The sequence below is a fragment of the Delftia sp. Cs1-4 genome (genome assembly GCF_000214395.1).
Lineage (GTDB): Bacteria > Pseudomonadota > Gammaproteobacteria > Burkholderiales > Burkholderiaceae_C > Comamonas > Comamonas acidovorans.
The window spans coordinates 5,558,176-5,579,673 of sequence record NC_015563.1 but is presented as its reverse complement, the minus strand read 5'-3'; the positions used below and the strand labels follow the sequence as shown (position 1 = coordinate 5,579,673).

Genomic DNA, 21,498 nt, shown 5'->3' with positions numbered 1-21,498 from the left:
GGAACTGTCCATGTCAGTGGTTGACGAATCGCAAACGGGCGCGGCGCAGGCCGCGCACACCGAACAGGACCTGGGCCCGCTGGCCTGGGTGCTCGATGAGCTGCGCAAGTCGCTGGAAGGGGCGAGCAAGGCGGTGGCCCGTTTCGTGCGCGATGCCGATGCGGCACGCGCCTCGGACCTTGAGGAGCTTGACACCTCGGCCCTGCGCATCGCCCGCCAGCAACTGCACCAGGCCTGCGGTGCCCTCGAAATGGTGGGCCTGGGCTCTCCGGCCCTGGTGCTGCGCGGCATGGAAAGCGCCGTGCAGCGCTTTGTGCAGCGCCCCGAGCTGTGTACCGACCAGGCCGCCGCCACGCTGGAGCGCGCCAGCTTCGCGCTCATCGAATACCTGGAAACCGTGCTGGCCGGCAAGACCGTCTCGGCCGTGGCCCTGTTTCCCCAATACCGCGACACCCAGGCGCTGGCCGGCAACGACAAGGTGCACCCGGCCGACCTGTGGCCTGCCGAGCGCCGCGCGCGCGAGCCCGAGTGGGCGCGCCAGCCCGAGCCGCTGGCCTACGGCCCCGATGCCCGGGCCCTGCTCGATGGCGTGGTGCTGCGCATGGTCAAGAGCGACGACCGCGAGGCCGCCGCCCAGATGCGCGACCTGTGCCTGCGCTTTGCCGTGGGCCAGACCGAGGATGTCACCGCGCGCAGCTTCTGGAAGGTGGCGGCCGGCTTCTTCGACGCGCAGTCGCGCGGGATGATCGTGGTCGACCTGTACGTCAAGCGCATGGCCTCGCGCGTGCTCATGCAGTACGCGGCCATGGCCAAGGGCGACCGCACGCCGCCTGCGCGGCTTCTGCAGGACCTGCTGTTCTTCTGCGCCCAGGCCCGCCCTGCCGAGCAGGCTGGCGCCGCCCTGCAGGCGGTGCGCCAGGCCTACGGCATGCAGGCCCAGCCCCAGGTGGACTACCAGCAGACACGCTTTGGCCGCTACGACCCGGCGGTGCTGGTGCAGGCGCGCAAGCGCATCACCACGGCAGCCGATACCTGGTCCGCCCTTGCCGGCGGCGATCGTGCGCGCACCAAGACCGTGGTGGACCAGTTCGCCCAGGTGGCCGAATCCCTGGTCAAGCTGCACCCGGCCAGCCATGGCCTGGCGCGCATGCTGATCAAGGTGGCCGAAACCGTGGCCCGCATCGGCGAGCCGCCACCGGCCGAGCTGGCCATGGAAGTGGCCACCTCCGTGCTCTACCTGCAGGCGGCCTTTGCCACCATGGACATGGGCGACGAGGAACTGGCCGAGCAGTCCGCCAACCTGGTCCAGCGCCTGGAGGAATCCCTGCAGGGCGCGCCCGCGCGTCCGCTGGAGCCCTGGATGGAGGAGCTTTACCGCCAGGCCAGCGACCACCAGACCATGGGCTCGGTCGTGGGCGAGCTGCGTGCCACGCTGGCCGAGGCCGAGCGGCACCTGGACCAGTATTTCCGCAATCCTGCCGATGCCACCGTGCTGGCACCCGTCTCGGGCCAGATGGCGCAGATGCGCGGCGTGCTGTCCGTGCTGGGCCTGGACCAGGCCACGCAGGCCATGCAGCGCATGCGCGAGACCGTGGAACGGCTGGTGCTGGGTGAGATCGACGACGCAGAACGTCCCCAGGTGTTCGAGAAACTGGGCAACAGCCTGGGCGCCATGGGCTTTCTGATCGACATGCTGAGCTACCAGCGCAGCATGGCGCGCAAGCTCTTCGTCTATGACGAGGCCGAAGGCGGCCTGCGCATCCTCATGGGCCGTCGCGGCCACCGGGCCGATGATGCGGGCAAGGCGCCCGAGCAACTGCCCGCCTTGGACACCGCCGCCGTGCCGCCGCAGCGCGAAGCCGTTGCCGTGGCCCAGCCGCTGCCCGTGCCGCAGGACGCCATCGCCGAGCCGGAATCTGCCGCGCCCTCCACGCCGCCCCCGCCGCCCCCGGCTCCCGTGGACATCGCGACCGAGCCGCTGGCGCAGCCCGCGGCCGCCGAGCAGGACGCGCTGGCCGATGCCGCGGAACTGGCGCAATTCGCCAAGGCCCTCGAAGCGCCGGCCGAGCCGGTCTTCCAGCTGGACCAGTCCCTGGCCGAGCCAGAGCCCGCAGCCGAATCCGCGCCTGAAGCCGTCTCTGAATTCGTCTCTGCATCCGTGTCCGAGCCCGTGCCCCCGCCGGCCGGCCTGTCGGTCTCGGAAGAAGACTCGGACGACGAACTGCTGGGCATCTTCCTGGAAGAGGCCCGCGAGGTGGTGGACAACGGCCTGCAGGCCCTGCGGGCCCTGGCCGACGAGCCGGGCAACCTCAGCGAGCAGACCACGCTGCGCCGCGCCTTCCATACGCTCAAGGGCAGTTCGCGCATGGTGGGCCTGGATGAATTCGGCGAAGCCGGCTGGGCCATGGAGCAGATGCTCAACGCCTGGCTGGCCGAGCAAAAGGCCATGCCCCAGCCCATGCAGGAGCTGGCCAGCGATGCGCTGCGCGCCTTTGGCGCCTGGGCCTCGGCCATAGAGCGCCACCAGGCCGACGCCTGGCAGGCCACGCCGTTCCGCGCTGCGGCCGATGCCATGCGCCTGGAAGGCCTGCGCGCCGACGTGGCCCTGATGCCGCGCACACCGCGTGCCGAGCCCCTCGCACAGCCCGAACCCGAACTCGAGCCCGCACCCGCCGCAATCGAGGAATTCGCGCCCGTGGCCCAGGAGCCGCAGGCAGAACACCTGGATGCGCCCGAGCAGGCAACGCCCGCCCAGCCCGTCCAGCCCGCCCAGCCCGTCCAGACCTCTGGCGAGCTGGACTTTGCGCTGGACTTCGACCTGCTGGAGCCGGACCCCCAGCCTTCGGCCGCCGCGCCTCAGGAGTCGCTGGAGACACTGACGCCGCAAGCCGCCGAGGCGCCTGCCGAACTGGCCACCGACGCCGTCGAGGAACTGGACTTTGCGGCCTTCGAAGCTGCCATGCGCGACAGCGAGCAGGAAGCCCTGGCCGTCGTCGCGGGCGACCCGCCCGCGTTGCCCGAGGCCGCCGCCATCGAAGCCGAAGCCATCGAGGCCGAAGCTGGAACTGAAACTGAAGCACCGCAAGCCGCCGTGCCCCTGGCGCCTTTCGAGGGGCTGGACCTGGATCTGGGCCTGACACCGGCAGCGGCACCCGCCGAAGCGATCGAGATGATCGCGGTGCCAGAAACGGTTGAGGCGGTTGAAGCGGACGAAGCGCCAGAAACGGTTGAAGCGGTTGAAGCGGTTGAAGCGGTTGAAGCATCCGACGCAGTCGAGCCGGTCAAGGCGCCCGAGGTGCCCGAGGCAGAAACCCCGCAGGCCGAAGAGTCCGGCGACGAGGATCTGTCCGGTATCGACGCCGATGGCTTCAAGGTCGTGGATGGCCTGCGCATCAGCGCGCCGCTGTACAACGTCTACCTCAACGAGGCCGACGAATGGTCGCGCCGCCTGGACCTGACGCTGCAGCAGTGGGCGACCGAGCCCGGCGAGCCCGTGCCCGACGACGCCGTCGCCTTTGCGCATTCGCTGGCCGGAAGCTCGGCCACCGTGGGCTTCAAGGCCTTGTCGGACCTGGCGCGCCTGCTGGAACATACGCTGACCCATCTGCAGCCGCAGCGCTGTGGCACGCCCGACCAGGTTGCCGCCTGCGTGGCGGCCTCCGACGAAGTGCAGCGCCTGCTGCACCAGTTCGCCGCCGGTTTCCTCAAGACGCCCCAGCCGGGCGTGGAAGAAGCCCTGCAGGCCCTTCTGGCGCTGGACATCGAGGCCGCAGACGCGCCGGACAGCCGCCTGGACGCGCTGGAGCAGCTGGACCAACTGGACCAGCTGGAGCCTCAGGACGCCAGCGATGGCACGGACGCCGTGCTCGACGCCGGTGCCCAGGCGCAGACACCGTCGGTGGCGCCCCTGGCCTACTCCATGCGCCCCCTGGTCAACGATGCGCGCCACGAAGCCGAGCTGCAGCGCCGCATCGACGAGGCCATCGCCCATGCCGTGGCCGTGGGCAGCGACCTGGACGATGACATCGATGCGCTGGACGAGGTCGATCCCGACCTGTTCCCCATCTTCGAGGAAGAGGCCATCGAGCTGCTGCCCCGCCTGGGCGCCGCGCTGCGCCGCTGGCATGGCCGGCCCTCGCTGGACGAGGCGCGCCACGAAACCCTGCGCGCCCTGCACACGCTCAAGGGCAGTGCCCGGCTGGCGGGCGCCATGCGCCTTGGCGAGATGGCCCACCGCCTTGAATCTGCCGTGGAGCGGGTCGATGGCGAATCTCCGACCGCCGAGCAGATCGAGCCCTTGCTGGGCAGCTTCGACGCGCTGCAGGCCGGCTTCGACGTGCTGCGCGTGGCCGGTGAGCAGGCGCAGGAAGCGCCGCTGGACCTGGGCGATGAAATCTCCCTCGACGAGCCTGCAGCGGCTGCGGCCTCCGACGCATCGGCAGCGGCTGGATCACCGGCGGCCGCGGCCCCTGTGCCAGCGCCTGTCACTGCGCCGCTGCGCGCCGGTGCCCAGCAGACGGTGCGCGTGCGCGCCCAGTTGCTGGACCGCCTGATCAGCCAGGCCGGCGAGGTGCTGATTGCGCGCTCGCGTGTCGATGCGCGCCTGGCCCAGGCCCGTGGCTCGCTGGACGAGCTGGCCGGCAACCTGGAGCGCCTGCGCATGCAGCTGCGCGACATCGAGGTCCAGGCCGAGAGCCAGATGCAGTCGCGCCTGGCCCTGTCCAAGGACTCGGCCGTGGGCTTCGACCCGCTGGAGTTCGACCGCTTCACGCGCGTGCAGGAACTCACCCGCATGATGGCCGAGTCGGTCAACGACGTGGCCACCGTGCAGCGCAACCTGCAGCGCGACATGGCCGGCGCCGAGGACGACCTGGTCGCCCAGGGCCGCCAGGCCCGCGAATTGCAGCGCGACCTGCTGCGCACGCGCATGGTGGAGTTCGACTCCCTGGCCGAGCGCCTGTACGCCGTGGTCCGCCAGACCTCCAAGGAGATGGGCAAGCAGGTGCGGCTGAACATCCTGGGCGGCACCATTGAAATGGACCGGGGCATGCTGGACCGCATGATGCCGGCCTTCGAGCACTTGCTGCGCAACTGCGTGGCCCACGGCATCGAGTCGCCCGAGCAGCGTGCCGCCGCAGGCAAGCCCGCCATGGGCACCATTGAAATCATCCTGAGCCAGGAGCGCAACGACGTGGCGCTGTCGGTGGAGGACGATGGCGCCGGCCTGAACCTGCAGCGCATCCGCGACAAGGCCGTGGCCCAGGGCCTGTGGCCCGAGGACCAGACGCTGACGGAGCAGGACGCCGGCCGCCTGATCTTCGAGCCGGGCTTCACCACGGCCACCGAGGTGACCGGCGTGGCCGGGCGCGGCATCGGCATGGACGTGGTGCGCTCCGAAGTCAACGCGCTGGGCGGCCGCATCGAAACCCACAGCGAGGCGGGCCGGGGCAGTGCCTTCCGCCTCGTGCTGCCGCTGACGACCGCCGTCACCCAGGTGGTCATGCTGCGCGCGGGCCAGTTGCTGGTCGGCGTGCCCGCCAGCCTGGTGGAAATCGTGCGCCGCGCGCCGCTGGAGCTGCTGCAGCAGGCCTATGCAAGCCACAGCTTCGAAGACGGCAGCGAGACCCTGCCTTTCTATTGGGCCGGCGCGCTGTGGCAGTCCTCGCTGCGCAGCGAGGAAACCGTGGGCCGTACCCGGCCCGTGGTCATCCTGCGCAGCGCGGCGCAGCGCATTGCGCTGCACGTGGATGAAGTGCTGGGCAACCAGGAAGTGGTGATCAAGAACCTCGGCCCCCAGCTGGCCCGCCTGCCCGGCCTGACCGGCATGTCGGTGCTGGCCTCGGGCGCCGTGGTGCAGATCTACAACCCCGTGGCGCTGGCCAACGTCTATGGCGACGAGGTGCGCGCCCGGACCGAAGAGGCCGAGCGCGCCGCAGGCCAGGGCGACGGCGAAGCCGTGCTGGCCAGCGCAGGGCCGGCCTCGGTGCCGCTGGTGCTGGTGGTGGACGACTCCATCACCGTGCGCCGCGTCACCCAGCGCCTGCTGCAGCGCGAAGGCTACCGCGTGGCCCTGGCGGCCGACGGCCTGCAGGCCATGGAGCGCCTGGCCGAGGAACGTCCCACCCTGGTGCTGTCCGACATCGAAATGCCGCGCATGGACGGCTTCGACCTGCTGCGCAACATCCGCGCCGACGAGGCCCTGCGCGACCTGCCCGTGGTCATGATCACCTCGCGCATCGCCCAGAAGCATCGCGAGATGGCGCGCCAGCTGGGCGCCAACCACTACCTGGGCAAGCCCTACTCGGACGAGGAACTGCTGGGCCTGATCCAGCACTACTCCCTGCAGGGCGGCAGCATCAGCGGCGGCCCGCTGGCGCCGCAGTCGCTGCAGGCGCAGCAGGTGGACAGCGAGCCCCTGGGCGAAGGGGCCTGAAGGCTGGCGGCCTGAACAAAAAAGAGCAGCATCCGCTGCTCTTTTTTTATTCCAGCAGGTTTTTCAGCCGGCCTGCTTGACCACGCCATAGCGGGCCAGCGTGCGCTCGCGTGCGGCGGCATGGTCCACCACGGGATGGGGGTAGTCCGTGCCCAGCACCACGCCGGCCTCGGCCAGCTCCAGCGGCCGGGCCTGCCAGGGCGCGTGGCGCAGCGCGGCGGGCAGGCGGGCCAGCTCGGGCACGTAGCGCTCGATGAAGCGCGCATCGGCATCGAACTTCTGGCTTTGCGTGATGGGGTTGAAGATACGGAACCAGGGCTGGGCGTCGCAGCCCGTGGAGGCCGCCCACTGCCAGCCGCCGTTGTTGGCCGCCAGGTCGAAGTCGTTGAGCTGGCGCGCAAACCAGGCCTCGCCCCGGCGCCAGTCTATGCCCAGATCCTTGACCAGAAAGCTGGCCGCCACCATGCGCAGCCGGTTGTGCATGTAGCCCGTGGTGTTGAGCTGGCGCATGGCGGCATCGACCAGCGGATAGCCGGTGCGGCCCTCGCACCAGGCGGCGTACAGCGCATCGGCCTCGGGGCCGGTATCCCACACGATGGCGTCGTAGGCGGGCTTGAAGCTGGCGTGCACCACGTGCGGATGGTGGGCCAGGATCTGGAAATAGAAGTCGCGCCAGATCAGCTCGGACAGCCAGGTGGCGGCGCCCTCGGCATCATGGGGCTGGCTCTGCGTCTGCTCCCAGGCCAGCCTTGCCAGGCGGCGGATGGAGACCGTGCCAAAGCGCAGGTGCACGCTCAGGTAGCTGGGGCCCTTGACGGCGGGAAAGTCGCGCGCCTGCTTGTAGCGCGGCAGGCGCGGCAGGAAGTCGGCCAGCAGTTCCTCGGCGCCAGCGCAGCCCGTGGGAAGGCGCAGGCCGTCCAGCGTGCCGGCCTCAAAGCCCAGGTCGGCTGCGGTGGGCACGGGGCGGCGCTCGCCTTCGGGGCGCGGGGCCAGGCGCTCGGGCAGGTCGCGCTCGCTGGGATAGGCGGACAGGAAGAAGGGCGTGATCTGGCGCAGCCAGGCGTTCTTGTACGGGGTGAACACCGAGAACGGCGCGCCGGCCTGGGTCAGCACCTCGTCGCGCGCAAAGACCATGTGGTCCTTGAAGCTGTGCAGAGCCACGCCCTCGGCGGCCAGGGCCTGGCGCACGCGGGCGTCGCGGGCCAGGGCGTCGGGCTCGTCGTCCCAGTTGCAGAACACGGCCTGGGCGCCGAGCTGCCGGGCCAGGTCCGGGATCTGCTCAGCGGGCCGGCCACGGCGCACGATGAGGCCGGTGTCGGCGCGGCCCGAGGCCTCGCGCAGCGCATCGTCCAGCCCGCTCAGGCTCTGGCAGATGAACTCCACGCGCCGGTCTGCACGGGGCAGGGGGGCGAGGATGTCGTCGTCGAAGATGAACACGCAATGCACCTGCCTGCACTGGCGCAGCGCGTGGTAGAGGGCGGCATGGTCGGCCAGGCGCAGGTCGCGCCGCAGCCAGACCAAGCCCACAGGGTAAGAAGGTGGCATGGATCGCCGGTAAAATCCGTGGTTATGTCTGCTGAAACTGCGCCTATCAATCTGACGCACCACTTCCTGATTGCCATGCCTGGCCTGGAAGACGAAGCGTTCTCGCGCAGTGTGATCTACCTGTGCGAACACAGCGAGCGCGGTGCGCTCGGTCTGATTATCAACAAGCCCTCGCAGCTTACGCTGGAAGGCTTGCTGGAAAAGGTGGATCTGGCCCTGGGCCGCGAGGACCTTCGCGGCAACCGTGTCTTCAACGGCGGACCCGTGCAGACCGATCGCGGCTTTGTGCTGCACGATCCCATGGTCATCGAAGGCGCGCCCGACGACGAGTCCGCCTACGCCTCGACCATGACCATTCCCGGCGGCCTGGAGATGACCACCTCCAAGGACGTGCTCGAAGCCCTGTCCGACGGCGCAGGCCCCAAGCGCCTGCTGGTCACCCTGGGCTATGCGTCCTGGGGCGAGGGACAGCTGGAGTCGGAGCTGGCCGAAAACGCCTGGCTCACGGTGGGCGCCGACGCCAACGTCATCTTCGACACCCCGGTCGACGACCGCTATGACCGCGCCCTGGGCCTGCTGGGCCTGCAGCGCTGGATGATCTCGCCCGAAGCGGGGCGCGCATGAGCCTGCCCGCTCCCGAGTCCCAGGCAGCAGCGGCAGCCGGCACGGCCGTGCCGCCCACCGTTCCCTCCCATTTCCAGAGTTTCGTGGCCTTCGACTTCGGGGCCAAGCGCACGGGCTGCGCCGTGGGCACGCGCATGCTGCGCTCGGCCAACCCGCTGCCCACCATCCGCGCCGAGGCCGGCGAGGCCCGTCTGGCCCAGGCCGGCGAGCGCATCAAGGAGTGGCAGCCCGATGCGCTGGTCATCGGCGTGCCCTACCACCCCGACGGCAATGCGCACGAGAACACGGCGCGGGCGAAGAAATTCGGCCGCCAGCTCAAGAGCCGCTTCGGCCTGCCTGTCTACGAGGTGGACGAGCGCTACAGCACCACCGAGGCCCTGGCCGGTGGCGCAAGGGATGCCGATGCGGCCTCGGCCTGCATCATTCTTGAACAGTTTTTGAGGAGTCTTCCATGAGTGAATCCATTGCGGGAGCCGGCAGCCTGGTGCTGGACGCCGAGGCCCTGTACCGCGAACTGCTGCGCGGCGTGCGCAGCCTCATGGGGCCTGAAACCCGCCTGGCCGGCATCACCTCGGGCGGCGCCTGGCTGGTGGAGCGGCTGCACAAGGACCTGAACCTGCCCGGCAACCCCAGCGTGCTGTCCTCGGCCCTGCACCGCGACGACTTCGCGCAGCGCGGCATGGCCACCAGCGCCCAGACGCAGATCGACTTTGACGTCAACGGCGCCGACATCCTGGTGCTGGACGACGTGCTCTACACCGGCCGCACCGTGCGCGCCGTGCTCAACGAACTCTATGACTACGGCCGCCCGGCCTGCGTGCGCCTGGCGGTGCTGGTGGACCGGGGCGGGCGCGAGTTGCCCTTCCAGGCCGACTTCGCCGCCGCGCGCATCGCGCTGCCGGCCGACCGCCTGCTGTCGCTGGCGCGCGATGACGCCGGCGTCTTCCAATTCCGCATCCAAGAGGCCTGACCGTGCTGTACAAGCGCAATCCCCAGCTCAACAAGAACGGCGAACTGATCCACCTGCTGTCCACCGAAGGACTGTCCAAGGACATCCTGACCCACATCCTGGACACGGCGGCCAACTTCGTCAGCGTCAATGACCGCGAGGTCAAGAAGGTGCCGCTGCTGCGCGGCAAGAGCGTGTTCAACCTGTTCTTCGAGAACAGCACGCGCACGCGCACCACGTTCGAGATCGCGGCCAAGCGCCTGTCGGCCGACGTGTTCAACCTGGACATCGCGCGCAGCTCGGCCAGCAAGGGCGAGTCGCTGCTGGACACCATCGCCAACCTCTCGGCCATGGCCGCCGACATCTTCGTCGTGCGCCACAGCGAGTCGGGTGCGCCCTACCTCATCGCCCAGCATGTGGCGCCCCATGTCCACGTGGTCAATGCCGGCGACGGCCGCCACGCCCACCCCACGCAGGGGCTGCTGGACATGTACACCATCCGCCACTACAAGAAGGACTTCGCCAACCTGCGCGTGGCCATCGTGGGCGATGTGCTGCACTCGCGCGTGGCGCGCTCCGACATCCATGCGCTGACCACGCTGGGCGCGGCCGAAGTGCGCGTCGTCGGCCCGCGCACCCTGGTGCCGCCGGACCTGTCGCAGATGGGTGTGCGCGTCTTCCACACGCTGGAAGAGGGCATCCGGGACTGCGACGTGATCATCATGCTGCGCCTGCAGAACGAGCGCATGAGCGGTGCCCTGCTGCCGTCCAGCCAGGAATACTTCAAGAGCTTCGGCCTCACGGCCGAGAAGCTGCGCCTGGCCAAGCCGGACGCCATCGTCATGCACCCGGGCCCCATCAACCGCGGCGTGGAGATCGACTCCGAAGTCGTCGATGGCCCGCAGGCCGTGATCCTGTCGCAGGTCTCGTTCGGCATCGCCGTGCGCATGGCCGTCATGTCGATAGTGGCCGGCAACGAGGCTTGAAATGAAGCACCCCCTGAGCGACTGCGTCGCTTCCCCCTCTCTCGCTACGCGGGAGGGGGGCGTACGGGCAGCCGGCGACGCCCTCGCTGCAGGGCGGCCTTTGCTCGGCGTCCCTGAGATGGGCCATGCTTTTTCCATGCCCGGTGTCCTGGACTGAGTCCAGGCGCTTTTTGTGAATGCAAATGTTTTTGATCGCCGCAGGCCGCAGCCCATGCGCCGCCTGCGGTCTACGGGGTAGCAAACCATGAAGATACTCATCCGCAACGGCCGAGTGATGGACCCGGCACGGGGCCTGGACCAGCAGGCCGACGTGGCCATCGACGGCGGCAAGGTGCTGGCCATCGGCAAGGCGCCCGAGGGATTTGCCGCAGAACGCGAGATCGATGCCGCCGGCTGCTGGGTGCTGCCGGGCCTGGTCGATCTGGCTGTGCGCCTGCGCGAGCCCGGCCACGAGCACGAAGGCATGCTGCAGTCCGAGATGGCTGCATCGGTGGCCGGTGGCGTGACCAGCCTGGTCTGCCCGCCTGATACCGACCCCGTGCTCGACGAGCAGGGCCTGGTGGAGATGCTCAAGTTCCGCGCAGAGAAGCTGCACCAGTCGCGCCTGTTCCCGCTGGGCGCGCTGACGCTGGGCCTCAAGGGCGAGGTGCTGACCGAGATGGCCGAGCTGACCGAGTCCGGCTGCATCGGCTTCAGCCAGGCCGAAGTGCCCATGACCAGCACCCAGACCCTGCAGCGCGCGCTGGCGTATGCGGCCACCTACGGCTACACCGTGTGGCTGCGCCCGCAGGAGCTGTACCTGGGCAAGGGCGTGGCCGCCAGCGGCCCGCTGGCCACGCGCATGGGCCTGTCCGGCGTGCCCGTGGCGGCCGAGACGATTGCCCTGCACACCATCTTCGAGCTGATGCGCGGCACCCAGGCGCGCGTGCACCTGTGCCGCCTGTCCAGCGCCGCAGGCGTGGAACTGGTGCGCCGTGCCAAGGCCGAAGGCCTGCAGGTCACGGCCGACGTGTCCATCAACTCGCTGCACCTGACCGATACCGATATCGGCTACTTCGACAGCAGCGCGCGCGTCACGCCCCCGCTGCGCCAGCAGCGCGACCGCGATGCGCTGTCTGCCGCGCTGGCCGATGGCACCATCGACGCCCTGGTCTCCGACCACACGCCCGTCGATGAAGACGCCAAGGTCCTGCCCTTTGCCGAGGCCGAGCCCGGCGCCACGGGCGTGGAGCTGCTGCTGTCGCTGGCCGTCAAGTGGTCGCAGGAAAGCGGTGTGCCCCTGAGCCGCGCACTGGCCGCCATCACGGCATCGCCCGTGCAGGTGCTGGGATCGGCGCTGGGCGAGCTGCAGGAGCAACTGGGCCGTCTGGCCGAGGGCGGCGTGGCCGACCTGTGCATCGTCGATCCGCAGGCGGCCTGGACCGTGAAGCCCCAGGAGCTGGCCAGCCAGGGCAAGAGCACGCCCTTCGGCGGCTACGAGCTGCCGGCCCGCGTGCGCTGCACGCTGGTCGATGGCCGTATCGCTTACGAACGCCGCTGAACATGAGCCGTCTGCGCAGGGGAGGGCGCGCCACGCTGCGCGCAGCGCGCCTGTTCGGCCATGTGTGCAAGGGGCTGTGGATCGTGGCCCTGCGCTTTCCGCAGCTGCCCGAGGAGCGCCAGCACGCCCATGTGCAGGCCTGGGCCCTGCAGTTGCTGGCCCATGCGGGCGTGCGCTTGGAGATCCAGGGCGAGCCGCCGCGCCAGGGCCCCATGCTCATGGTCAGCAACCATATTTCCTGGCTCGACATTCCCGTGCTGCATGCGGCGCGGCACTGCCGCTTCATCTCCAAGTCCGACGTCAAGGGCTGGCCGCTGATCGGCACGCTGGCCACGGCGGCGGGCACGCTGTACATCGAGCGCACCTCGCGCCGCGATGCCCGGCGCATGGTGCAGAGCATGGAGGAATCCCTGCAGCGCCGCGAGATCCTGGCCATCTTCCCCGAAGGCACGACGGGCGACGGCCGCAAGCTGCTGCCCTTTCATGCCAATTTGCTGCAGGCGGCCGTGCAGATCGATGCGCCCGTGCTGCCCGTGGGCCTGCGCTTCATCGACGGCGCCACCGGCCAGATCAGCCACGCGCCCAGCTACGAGGGCGACGAAACCCTGCTGGGCTCCATCTGGCGCACGCTGTGTGCCGACGACCTGGTGGCCGTCGTCCACTATGGCCAGCCGCAGACGGCCGAAGGCCGCGACCGCCGCGTCTGGGCCCAGGACCTGCATGCCGAGGTGGACCGGCTGCGCCAGGCCTGAACGCTGCCAGCGACATGACTGACACTCTCACGCTCCGGCCCTCGCGGCCTGATGACCTTCCGGCCCTGAACGCCGTTCTCTGGGCCACCTACGAGAGCACCTGGAAGCCCCAGCTGACGGCGGACAAGCATGCGCAGTTCTGCGCCTCCGGCAAGACCGGGCAGTACGTGCAGTCGCGCGGCCAACTGTTCTGGGTGGCCGAGTGCGGCGGCGTAGTCGCCGGCTTCGTGGACTGGGTGGATGACTTCATCGGCGCCCTGCATGTGCTGCCGGCCTGGCAGGGGCGCGGCGTGGGCCGTGCCCTGCTGGCCCATGCCGAGCAGGCTCTGCGCGCCGCCGGCCACGCCCAGGTGCGCCTGGAGACCGACAGCTTCAACACCCAGGCCCTGGGCTTTTACACGGCGCAGGGCTACGCCACGCTGGACACCTATCCCGACGAGGAATGGGATTGCGGCCTGACCACGGTGCTCATGGGCAAGCCGCTGGCCTGAAGGCCAGGGCGGAGCAGGCCCGCCCTCAGTTGCTGTAGGGCTGTCGCTCCAGCACCAGGTTGGCGAAGTCCTCCACCAGGTCGGCGCCCAGTTCCTCGATGGCGTCGTCTTCCTCGTCGAAGGCCCAGACTACGCGGATGTCCGTTCCCTTTTGCCCGGCCTGGTCGAGCAGCTCGAACAGCGAGCGCAGTCCCATGGTCGATGCGCTGTTGATGTACTGCAGCTTCACCTCGGCCACGAAGCGTGCGGGCTGGCTTGCCTCGAAGTACTGCCCCAGCATGACCAGCAGGGGGTTGAAGAAGGGCAGCGGGTTTTCGGGGTAGCACTCGCCTTCGATGCGCAAAAGCTGCTCGGCCGGCGAGAAGACCACTTCGGGCGTGACGGAAGTGCGTTCGGATTTCAGTGCTTGCATGGCGGCGTCATTCGGATTCGGGAAGGGGTCCCGGCGCTCAGATCAGCGCCTTGACGTGGAACACGGCATGGGGCGCGGTATCTGCGGCGTCCTCTCCCGTGGCGATGTGGTACTGCAGCGGTGCCGAGGCGTCGCGCGCAATGGTCAGCCAGCCCAGACCCGCGCCGCGGCTGATGTCATCGCTGGCGCCGTGGTCGGTGTTGTGCAGCTGGGCCTTGTAGGCGGCCTTGATTTCGGGGTGGCTCATGGCGCGCACGGCATCCAGCTTGGCGGCCAGGCGCGGCACATGTTCGCGGCGCACGGCGTTGCTGCAGGCAATCCAGAAGCGCGCCTGTGCCTGATCGGCCCCCGCGTCCGGGGCACCGGCCGGTGCATCGATGCGGCCCACGCCGATGGCGCCCTGTGCCACGGGTTCGCCGAGTGCCTGGCTGGCTCCGGCGTCAGAGGCAGGCAGCGGCGCCGCGTAGTGCAGCACGTTCTGCGCCATTTCGATGAAGGTGGAAAACAGCTTGCGCTTGGCGCTGCTCGATCCGTCCTCGCTGGCCAGCCGGCACTTGAGCGTGTCGGCTGCCGCCTGGATCACATTGGGGTTGAAGGTGCCCGCGTAGTACAGCAGCAGGCCGTTGTGCTCGGCCTGGGCGCGCAGGTGCGCGAATTCGGACGGGCTCATGACTGCAGGGCCTGGTTGCGCCACACCAGCAGCGAGACATCGTCGCGGCGGCGCTGCGTGCCCTGCCACTGGGCAAAGGCCTGCCGGAATTCGGCGCAGGCCTGGGCGGCGGGGCGGTCGTGCTGCTCGTGCAGGAAGCGCGCCAGGCGCTTTCTGCCATGGGCGATCTGGCGCGGGCCGCCCAATTGGTCGATGACGCCATCGGTGGCCACCATCAGCAGCGAGCCGGGCGCGACCTCCAGCTCCTGCGTGCTCCAGGCCGCGTCGTCGGGCGTGGTCGCATAGCCTATGCCCAGCTTGTCGCCGGCATGGATCTGCACCTGGGCCGCCTCCTGCACGCCGGGCGGCGCCACCAGCAGGTCCAGCCGGGCCGAGGCAAAGCGCAGTTGCGTGCCGCAGGGCGACTGCAGGAACAGCGCGGCGTCCAGGCCGTCGCTGGAGGATTTTTCGGCGGGCAGGCCATCGGCGGGCGCTGCCGGTGCGCCCCAGGCGGGCTGGACGTCGCGGCTGCGCTGCTGCAGCACGCGCTTGATGTAGCGGTTCATCTGGCCCAGCAGGGCGCCGGGGTCGATGGCGGCGCCGGTGCCGGTGCCGGTGCCAGTGCCGATACCTGCAGGCGCCACGGCCTGTTCGAGAAAGGACAGTGCAATCAGCGTCATGAAGGCGCCCGGCACGCCGTGGCCCGTGCAGTCGAACATGCAGCCCAGCAGGCCCTGCGGTGTGGCGCGGAAGAAATACGCATCGCCGCCCACCACGTCGCGCGGCTCCCACAGCAGGCCGTGGTCGGCCAGCTGGCTGGCGAGCACGCGGTCGGATTCGACCAGGTGCGAGCGCTGGATCAGGCTGGCGTAGTCGATGCTGGCCATGAGCTGGCGCGTCTTGTCGGCCTCGATGTCGGACATGGCGGCCATCAGCGCGTGGCCCGTGCCTATGCCTGCGTAGCGGCCTTCCTCCACCGTGATGAAGCCGTCCTTGAGCACGCGGCTGCCGCTGGCCAGCGCCTGCTGCACCAACTGGTCGATGGGCAGGCCGGCCGCCACCACCATGGGCGCGGTGTCGGTGAATACCAGGCAGCTGCGGCGGCCGAACACGTCGCGCGCAAAGGGCCGCGCGTACTGCTCCATGAAGCGCTGGCGGTTGATCAGGCCCAGCGGCCGGTCATCGGCCACCACGGCCAGGGTTTCGAGCAGGGGCTGCTCGCTGAACAGCCGGTGCACATCCTCGTTGCTGGCCTCGGGGGGGATCGGTGCCGTGGGCTGGCTGAGCTGGCCTGCACGGGCCACAAGGCGCGGCGCGGCGGGCGCCGGGGCCAGCGCGGGAATGGGTGCAGGGTCAGGTAGCTGATCCGCTGCAGGGTGCTGCGTGGAGGAGGGGTCCAGAGCAAACATGGGTGGCCTTGAATTGTCACAAGATGTGACTGATTCTGGGTGCCACCCGTGACCGTCGAATGACAAAGCCCGGACGGCGCGGCGGACGCCGCTGGTTCAGGCTGCAGCGGACTGCGGGGCGCCCTGTGTTTCTCGCGGGAAGGCGACCACGTGATTCATGTCGAGCCGGATTCCCACCCACTCGCCCACCGCATGGTCGTGGTGGCTGGGCACATGGGCCATCACGCTGTGGCCGCTGGCCAGCTCCAGCGTGTAGAGGAACTCCGAGCCGCGAAACGCCTTGCGCAGGATGCGTGCCTGCACGGGCGAGGCATCGTCGTGCACCACATCGTCGGCGCGCAGCAGCACATCGCATTCGCCGCCCGGAAACTGCGCAGGCAGCGGGCAGGTGGCCGGATCGACCAGATCGCCCAGCGCCGTGCGCGCCACCACGCCGCCGGCCCCGGAAGGCGCCAGCGTGGCCGGCACGAAGACGCCGTGGCCGATGAAGTCCGCCACGAAGCGCGTGGCAGGGCGGTGGTACAGCGAATAGGCATCGTCCCACTGCTGCAGCTGTCCCTGGTGGACCACGCCGATCATGTCGCCGATGGCAAAGGCCTCCAGCTGGTCGTGCGTGACGAACAGGGCCGTGGCGCCTGCGGCCTTGAGGATGCCGCGCACCTCATGCGCCAGGCGCTCGCGCAGGTCCACGTCGAGGTTGGAGAACGGCTCGTCCAGCAGCATCAGCTGCGGGCTGGGCGCCAGTGCGCGGGCCAGCGCCACGCGCTGCTGCTGGCCGCCCGACAGCTCATGCGGAAACCTCCCTGCACTGCCCGCCAGGCCCACCAGCTCCAGCACCTCGGCCACGCGCTCGGCCTGGCGCGCCTTGGGAAGATGGTGGATGCCGAAGGCCACGTTGCGGCCCACGTTCAGATGGGGGAACAGCGCATAGTCCTGGAACACCATGCCGATGCGCCGCTGCTCGGGAGGGAGCGAGAAATCCGCGCTGCCCACGAGCTGGCCGTCGATGCGGATCTCGCCGCCGCTCACGGGCTCCAGGCCCGCCACGGCACGCAGCAGCGTGGTCTTGCCGCAGCCCGAGGGGCCGATGAGCACGCCGATGTCGCCAGCGGCCAGATTCAGCGTGACGCCCTGCACGGCAGGCCTGTCGCGGCCCGGGTAGCGCACCTCGAGTTGGGAGACGGTCAAAAACATGCGGCGATTGTAGAACCGCGCAAATGAATAGAATTCGCATTTGCATTGGCGGGCCAAGGGCATGCCCGGAGCCCGCCGACTCCAGCAGCCCGCAGGCACGTCCGGTCTCGGCGGCACATCGGCCCACAGGCCGGCGGCAGCCGCAGATCCCGGCCCGTTCCATAGCCCGGCAGCCAGATCCTCCCCCTCATCCTCTAGCCGAGACCTCCGCTTTGCGCCGTCTGTCGTCCGTACTCCGCTCCCTTCCCCTGCTCCTGCTGGCCCTGGTGCTGATGCTGCCCGTGCTGGCCGTGCTCGGCTCCTGGCTGCCCGTGGGGCAGGGCGATGCCCTGGCCGGCTCCATCCTGCGCGAGATGGCGGCCACCGTGCTGCCCGGCTATCTGTGGACCACGGTCTGGCTGGGCCTGCTGGTGGCGCTGGGCGCGGCCATCGTGGGCACGGGCACGGCGGCGGCCGTGACGCTGTTCGACTTCCGGGGCCGGCGCCAGCTGGAATGGCTGCTGCTGCTGCCGCTGGCCATGCCGGCCTATGTCACGGCCTATGCCTATACCGACTTCCTGCAGTTCAGCGGCCCGCTGCAGACCTGGATGCGCGACACCTATGGCCTGGAAGGCCGTCTCCTGCCCGAGGTGCGCAGCCTGGGCGGCGCGGTCTGGGTCTTCATCTTCTCGCTCTACCCGTATGTCTACCTGCTGGCGCGCACCGCGCTGGGCGAGCGCGCCGCGCACCTGATGGAGGCCGCGCGCCTGATGGGCGCGCCGCTGTCGCGGCGCATCTGGTCGGTGGCGCTGCCGCTGGCGCGCCCGGCCGTGGCCGCTGGCGTGGCCCTGGTAGTGATGGAGACGCTGGCCGACTTCGGCGTGGTCAGCTACTTCGGCATACAGACCTTCACCACGGGCATCTACAAGGCCTGGCTGTCCATGGACAACCGCATTGCCGCCGCGCAGCTGGCGACCTTCCTGCTGGTGCTGGTGGTGCTGCTGCTGCAGCTGGAGCTGCGCGCCCAGCGGCGCATGCGCTTCGTCACCGGCAGCACGGGCCGCGCCAGCTCGGCCGAGGCGCAGCCACTGCGCCTGCGCGGCTGGCGCTGCGCGCTGGCCTGGCTGGCGTGCCTGCTGCCCGTGCTCATGGGCTTTGTGGCGCCCGTGTTCTTCATGCTGCGCCCGCTGGCGGCCGACTGGTCGGTGCTGCCCTGGGACCGCTTCCTCGACTGGGCGCTCAACAGCGTGCGCCTGGGCACCATCACCTCGGTGCTGGCCGTGATCATCGCCGTGGCCCTGGCGTTTGCCGTGCGCCGCAACAAGGAGTCGGCCGTCACGCGCGGCGTGGTGCAACTGGCCAGCCTGGGCTATGCGGTGCCGGGCGCCGTCGTCGTCGTCGGCCTGCTGCTGCCCGTGGGCTGGGTGCAGCAGGTGCGGCCCGAATGGGGCTTTGCCGGCCTGGTCACGGCCACCGCCGTGGGCATTGTCTGGGCCTACCTGGTGCGCTTTTGCGCCGTGGCCCTGCAGTCCATGCAAAGCGGTTATGCGCGCATCGCGCCCAGCCTGGACGACTCGGCCCGCATGCTGGGCACGGGCGCCTGGGGCATGCTGTCGCGCGTGCACTGGCCGCTGCTCAGGCGCTCCACGGCGGCGGCGGCGCTGCTGGTCTTCGTCGATGTGATGAAGGAGCTGCCCGCCACCATGGTGCTGCGCCCCTTCAACAGCGATACCCTGGCCGTCGTGGCCTACCAGCTCGCGCGCGACGAACGCCTGGGCGAGGCGGCCCTGCCGTCGCTGGCCCTGGTGCTGGTGGGCCTGATCCCCGTGATCATGCTCAGCCGCACGCTGCGCGCCGAGCGCCCGGGCACGGCCCGCTGAGCCTGCGCTGCCGGGTGCTGCAAAGCGCGGCCCGGCAAACCCCGCTACGCTCGCGCCATGCACGCCAGAGTCCTGCGCTATCTCGACGAAGTGGTCCGCCGCGGTTCCATCCGCAAGGCGGCCGAACATCTGCACGTGGCCCCCACGGCCGTCAACCGCCAGATCCTCGACCTGGAGGCCGAGCTGGGCACGCCCCTGTTCGAGCGCATCCACAAGCGCCTGCGCCTCACCCCGACGGGCGAGATGGTGCTGGCCCATGTGCGCGCCACGCTGCGCGAGCATGCGGCGCTGCGCGAGCGCATTGCCGAGCTGCAGGGCGCGCGCAGCGGCGAGATCACCGTGGCCGCGACCACGGGGCTGGCCGGCTCGCTGCTGCCCTCGCTGGTGCATGAATTCCGCCAGCGCCACCCGGGCATCGTGGTGCGCATCATCGACCTGCCCTTGAGCGACATCGCGGCCGCCGTGGAAGGCGGCGACGCCGACCTGGGCCTGGCCTACGACCTGTCCGAACGCCCCGCGCTGCGCGCGCTGGCCACCAGCGAATGGCAGATCGGCGCCATCGTGCCGCCCCGGCATGCGCTGGCGCGCCAATCGTCCGTGCTGCTCAGCGAGTGCATAGGCCATCCGCTCATCCTGCCCGCGCCGCCGCTGTCCATCCGCAGCCTGCTGGACGAAGCCTTTGCGCGCAACGCCATCGAGGTCACGCCCGTGGCCGAGTCCACCTCCATGGCGCTGATCCAGCGCCTGGTCATGCTGGGCGAGGGCATTGCCCTGCTCAATCCGCTGGACGTGATGGAGGAGCGCAGCCGCAATGCCCTGGTCTTCGTGCCTTTGCGCGATGCGCATCTGCGGCGGCAGACGCTGGTGCTGACCGGCCGGGCCAGGGGGCAGTTGAGCGCGGCGGGGGAGCTGATGGCCCAGTCCATCGGCCAGGCGCTGGCAAGGCTGTTTGCCGGGGGGCGGTGAGTCTTTGGCACTGTCCACTTTTTGTGGACACATCGGGCGGAATTCAGCGCTATCGGCAATGGCTTGTCCTTCCTAGACTGGCGGCTTTTCCATTTCGAAGAAGAGAGCGCCATGACCTTGATCGCACTGAACGCCGATGTACTCGTCACCATGGATGCGCAGCGCCGCGAGATCCGCGACGGCGCCCTGGTGGCCGACGGCCCGGCCGTGCAATGGGTGGGCGCAACGGCCGATCTGCCGCCGCAGTACCGCCGCATGGTGGACGACGGCACGGCCCAGGTGCTGGACATGCGCGGCCGCGTGGTCATGCCGGGCCTGGTCAACACGCACCACCACATGTACCAGAGCCTCACGCGCGCCGTGCCGGCCGCGCAGGATGCGGAGCTGTTCTCGTGGCTGACCAACCTGTACATGCTGTGGTCGCACCTCACGCCGGAGATGATCCACGTCTCCACCCAGACCGCCATGGCCGAGCTGATGCTGTCGGGCTGCACCACCACCAGCGACCACCTGTACCTGTATCCGAATGGCGCTCGGCTGGATGACTCCATCGCCGCGGCGCAGCAGATGGGCATGCGCTTTCATGCGGCGCGCGGCTCCATGAGCCTGGGCCGCAGCAAGGGCGGCCTGCCGCCTGACGCGGTGGTGGAGGAAGAGGAAGCCATCCTGCGCGACAGCCTGCGCCTGATCCAGCAGTACCACGACAGCGCACGCCACTCCATGCTGCGCGTGGTGCTGGCGCCGTGCTCGCCGTTCTCGGTGACGCGCGAGCTGATGCGCGAGTCCGCCGTGCTGGCGCGTGCGCACGGCGTGTCGCTGCACACCCACCTGGCCGAGAACGACAACGACGTCGCCTTCTCGCGCGAGAAATTCGGCCTCACCCCCGCGCAGTACGCAGAAAGCCTGGGCTGGGTCGGCCCCGATGTCTGGCATGCCCACTGCGTCAAGCTCGATGCCGAGGGCATTGCGCTGTTCGCGCGCACGGGCACGGGCGTGGCGCATTGCCCGTGCTCCAACATGCGCCTGGCCTCGGGCATTGCGCCCGTGCGCACCATGCGCGATGCGGGCGTGCCCGTGGGCCTGGGCGTGGACGGCAGCGCCTCCAACGACGGCGCCCACATGCTGGGCGAGGCGCGCCAGGCCCTGCTGCTGCAGCGCGTGGGCCACGGCCCTGCCGCCATGGGCGCGCGCGAGGCGCTGGAGATCGCCACGCTGGGCGGCGCGCGCGTGCTGGGGCGCGACGACATCGGCGCGCTGGCGCCGGGCATGTCGGCCGACTTCGTGGCCTTCGACATGTCGGGCGTGGGCTACGCGGGCGCAGGCCATGACCCCGTGGCCGCGCTGGTGTTCTGCACGCCCACCGACGTGTCCACCAGCGTCATCAACGGCCGCGTCGTGGTCCGCGACGGCCACCTGCTCACGGCCGACCTGCCGCGCGTGCTGACACGCCACCGCGAACTGGCCCGCACGCTGTTCGAGCGCGCAGCGGGCCACTGACATACACCTGCAGCGCGGCAGGCCGGCACCCAGGCCATCGCGGGTGCCGGTCTGCCGCCCTGCGCCATTCCCCCGAAGCATCTCCAGGAGGCTCGAAGACCCAGGCAGCACTTTCAGGACCCCCACCCTTTTCCGGCACCACTGCCCCGACATACATACAAGCGCCTCTGAAGAGGCCGACGGCCAGGACAC

The 21,498-nt window shown here is 69.9% G+C and carries 16 protein-coding genes; 11 read left to right on the top strand and 5 right to left on the bottom strand.

Annotated features, from left to right (window positions below):
- Positions 1 to 10: 10 nt before the first annotated feature.
- Positions 11 to 6,433, top strand: a complete 6,423-nt coding sequence (locus DELCS14_RS24510) for an Hpt domain-containing protein (protein ID WP_013804029.1) — start codon at positions 11 to 13, stop codon at positions 6,431 to 6,433.
- Positions 6,434 to 6,496: 63 nt separating this feature from the next.
- On the opposite strand, the gene DELCS14_RS24505 is transcribed toward DELCS14_RS24510, so the two are convergent.
- Positions 6,497 to 7,978, bottom strand: a complete 1,482-nt coding sequence (locus DELCS14_RS24505) for a deoxyribodipyrimidine photo-lyase (RefSeq protein ID WP_013804028.1) — start codon at positions 7,976 to 7,978, stop codon at positions 6,497 to 6,499.
- Between the two features lie 24 nt (positions 7,979 to 8,002).
- Between DELCS14_RS24505 and DELCS14_RS24500 the strand changes: the two genes are divergently transcribed.
- From DELCS14_RS24500 to DELCS14_RS24470, 7 genes are all read left to right on the top strand, one after another.
- Positions 8,003 to 8,602 (top strand): YqgE/AlgH family protein, encoded by a 600-nt coding sequence (locus tag DELCS14_RS24500; protein ID WP_012203507.1) that lies wholly within the window; start codon positions 8,003 to 8,005, stop codon positions 8,600 to 8,602.
- Positions 8,599 to 9,057: a Holliday junction resolvase RuvX gene (gene ruvX / locus DELCS14_RS24495; protein WP_012203508.1), complete on the top strand. Its 459-nt coding sequence runs from the start codon at positions 8,599 to 8,601 to the stop codon at positions 9,055 to 9,057. Before DELCS14_RS24500 ends, ruvX begins: the two co-directional genes overlap by 4 nt.
- The gene (gene pyrR, locus DELCS14_RS24490) at positions 9,054 to 9,572 is read left to right on the top strand and encodes a bifunctional pyr operon transcriptional regulator/uracil phosphoribosyltransferase PyrR (RefSeq protein ID WP_013804027.1); all 519 of its coding nucleotides are present in this window, start codon (positions 9,054 to 9,056) and stop codon (positions 9,570 to 9,572) included. Before ruvX ends, pyrR begins: the two co-directional genes overlap by 4 nt.
- A gap of 2 nt (positions 9,573 to 9,574) precedes the next feature.
- Positions 9,575 to 10,537 carry an aspartate carbamoyltransferase catalytic subunit gene (locus DELCS14_RS24485; protein ID WP_013804026.1) on the top strand — a complete coding sequence of 321 codons (963 nt, stop codon included), beginning with the start codon at positions 9,575 to 9,577 and terminating at the stop codon, positions 10,535 to 10,537.
- 244 nt (positions 10,538 to 10,781) lie between these two features.
- Positions 10,782 to 12,077 (top strand): dihydroorotase, encoded by a 1,296-nt coding sequence (locus DELCS14_RS24480; protein WP_013804025.1) that lies wholly within the window; start codon positions 10,782 to 10,784, stop codon positions 12,075 to 12,077.
- Between the two features lie 2 nt (positions 12,078 to 12,079).
- Positions 12,080 to 12,829: a lysophospholipid acyltransferase family protein gene (locus DELCS14_RS24475; RefSeq protein WP_013804024.1), complete on the top strand. Its 750-nt coding sequence runs from the start codon at positions 12,080 to 12,082 to the stop codon at positions 12,827 to 12,829.
- 14 nt (positions 12,830 to 12,843) lie between these two features.
- Positions 12,844 to 13,320, top strand: coding sequence for a GNAT family N-acetyltransferase (locus DELCS14_RS24470; RefSeq protein ID WP_013804023.1), 477 nt, complete (start codon positions 12,844 to 12,846; stop codon positions 13,318 to 13,320).
- Between the two features lie 25 nt (positions 13,321 to 13,345).
- On the opposite strand, the gene DELCS14_RS24465 is transcribed toward DELCS14_RS24470, so the two are convergent.
- The 4 genes from DELCS14_RS24465 to DELCS14_RS24450 all read right to left on the bottom strand — a co-directional run bounded on the left by DELCS14_RS24465 (position 13,346) and on the right by DELCS14_RS24450 (position 16,984).
- Positions 13,346 to 13,732 carry a DUF1987 domain-containing protein gene (locus tag DELCS14_RS24465; protein ID WP_013804022.1) on the bottom strand — a complete coding sequence of 129 codons (387 nt, stop codon included), beginning with the start codon at positions 13,730 to 13,732 and terminating at the stop codon, positions 13,346 to 13,348.
- 37 nt (positions 13,733 to 13,769) lie between these two features.
- Positions 13,770 to 14,402, bottom strand: coding sequence for a DUF6272 family protein (locus DELCS14_RS24460; protein ID WP_013804021.1), 633 nt, complete (start codon positions 14,400 to 14,402; stop codon positions 13,770 to 13,772).
- Positions 14,399 to 15,790, bottom strand: a complete 1,392-nt coding sequence (locus tag DELCS14_RS24455) for a SpoIIE family protein phosphatase (RefSeq protein WP_013804020.1) — start codon at positions 15,788 to 15,790, stop codon at positions 14,399 to 14,401. Before DELCS14_RS24455 ends, DELCS14_RS24460 begins: the two co-directional genes overlap by 4 nt.
- A 96-nt stretch (positions 15,791 to 15,886) precedes the next feature.
- Entirely contained in the window at positions 15,887 to 16,984 is a 1,098-nt protein-coding gene (locus DELCS14_RS24450) for an ABC transporter ATP-binding protein (RefSeq protein ID WP_013804019.1), read from the bottom strand.
- A 212-nt stretch (positions 16,985 to 17,196) separates the two neighbouring features.
- On the opposite strand from DELCS14_RS24450, the gene DELCS14_RS24445 reads away from it, so the two are divergent.
- From DELCS14_RS24445 to DELCS14_RS24435, 3 genes are all read left to right on the top strand, one after another.
- Positions 17,197 to 18,843 (top strand): iron ABC transporter permease, encoded by a 1,647-nt coding sequence (locus DELCS14_RS24445; protein WP_013804018.1) that lies wholly within the window; start codon positions 17,197 to 17,199, stop codon positions 18,841 to 18,843.
- Positions 18,844 to 18,900: 57 nt separating this feature from the next.
- Positions 18,901 to 19,809: a LysR family transcriptional regulator gene (locus DELCS14_RS24440; RefSeq protein WP_012203519.1), complete on the top strand. Its 909-nt coding sequence runs from the start codon at positions 18,901 to 18,903 to the stop codon at positions 19,807 to 19,809.
- Between the two features lie 111 nt (positions 19,810 to 19,920).
- A complete protein-coding gene (locus DELCS14_RS24435) occupies positions 19,921 to 21,306 on the top strand; it encodes an 8-oxoguanine deaminase (protein WP_013804017.1) in 1,386 nt (461 codons plus the stop codon).
- Positions 21,307 to 21,498 lie beyond the last annotated feature (192 nt).

Excerpts from the sequence above, each read along its gene's own strand:
- DELCS14_RS24455 (WP_013804020.1), bottom strand. The coding sequence starts at position 15,790 with ATGTTTGCTCTGGACCCCTCCTCCACGCAGCACCCTGCAGCGGATCAG.
- DELCS14_RS24480 (WP_013804025.1), top strand. The coding sequence starts at position 10,782 with ATGAAGATACTCATCCGCAACGGCCGAGTGATGGACCCGGCACGGGGC.
- DELCS14_RS24505 (WP_013804028.1), bottom strand. The coding sequence starts at position 7,978 with ATGCCACCTTCTTACCCTGTGGGCTTGGTCTGGCTGCGGCGCGACCTG.
- DELCS14_RS24510 (WP_013804029.1), top strand. The coding sequence starts at position 11 with ATGTCAGTGGTTGACGAATCGCAAACGGGCGCGGCGCAGGCCGCGCAC.
- pyrR (WP_013804027.1), top strand. The coding sequence starts at position 9,054 with ATGAGTGAATCCATTGCGGGAGCCGGCAGCCTGGTGCTGGACGCCGAG.
- DELCS14_RS24500 (WP_012203507.1), top strand. The coding sequence starts at position 8,003 with ATGTCTGCTGAAACTGCGCCTATCAATCTGACGCACCACTTCCTGATT.
- DELCS14_RS24450 (WP_013804019.1), bottom strand. The coding sequence starts at position 16,984 with ATGTTTTTGACCGTCTCCCAACTCGAGGTGCGCTACCCGGGCCGCGAC.
- DELCS14_RS24440 (WP_012203519.1), top strand. The coding sequence starts at position 18,901 with ATGCACGCCAGAGTCCTGCGCTATCTCGACGAAGTGGTCCGCCGCGGT.
- DELCS14_RS24475 (WP_013804024.1), top strand. The coding sequence starts at position 12,080 with ATGAGCCGTCTGCGCAGGGGAGGGCGCGCCACGCTGCGCGCAGCGCGC.
- ruvX (WP_012203508.1), top strand. The coding sequence starts at position 8,599 with ATGAGCCTGCCCGCTCCCGAGTCCCAGGCAGCAGCGGCAGCCGGCACG.
- DELCS14_RS24435 (WP_013804017.1), top strand. The coding sequence starts at position 19,921 with ATGACCTTGATCGCACTGAACGCCGATGTACTCGTCACCATGGATGCG.
- DELCS14_RS24470 (WP_013804023.1), top strand. The coding sequence starts at position 12,844 with ATGACTGACACTCTCACGCTCCGGCCCTCGCGGCCTGATGACCTTCCG.
- DELCS14_RS24465 (WP_013804022.1), bottom strand. The coding sequence starts at position 13,732 with ATGCAAGCACTGAAATCCGAACGCACTTCCGTCACGCCCGAAGTGGTC.
- DELCS14_RS24460 (WP_013804021.1), bottom strand. The coding sequence starts at position 14,402 with ATGAGCCCGTCCGAATTCGCGCACCTGCGCGCCCAGGCCGAGCACAAC.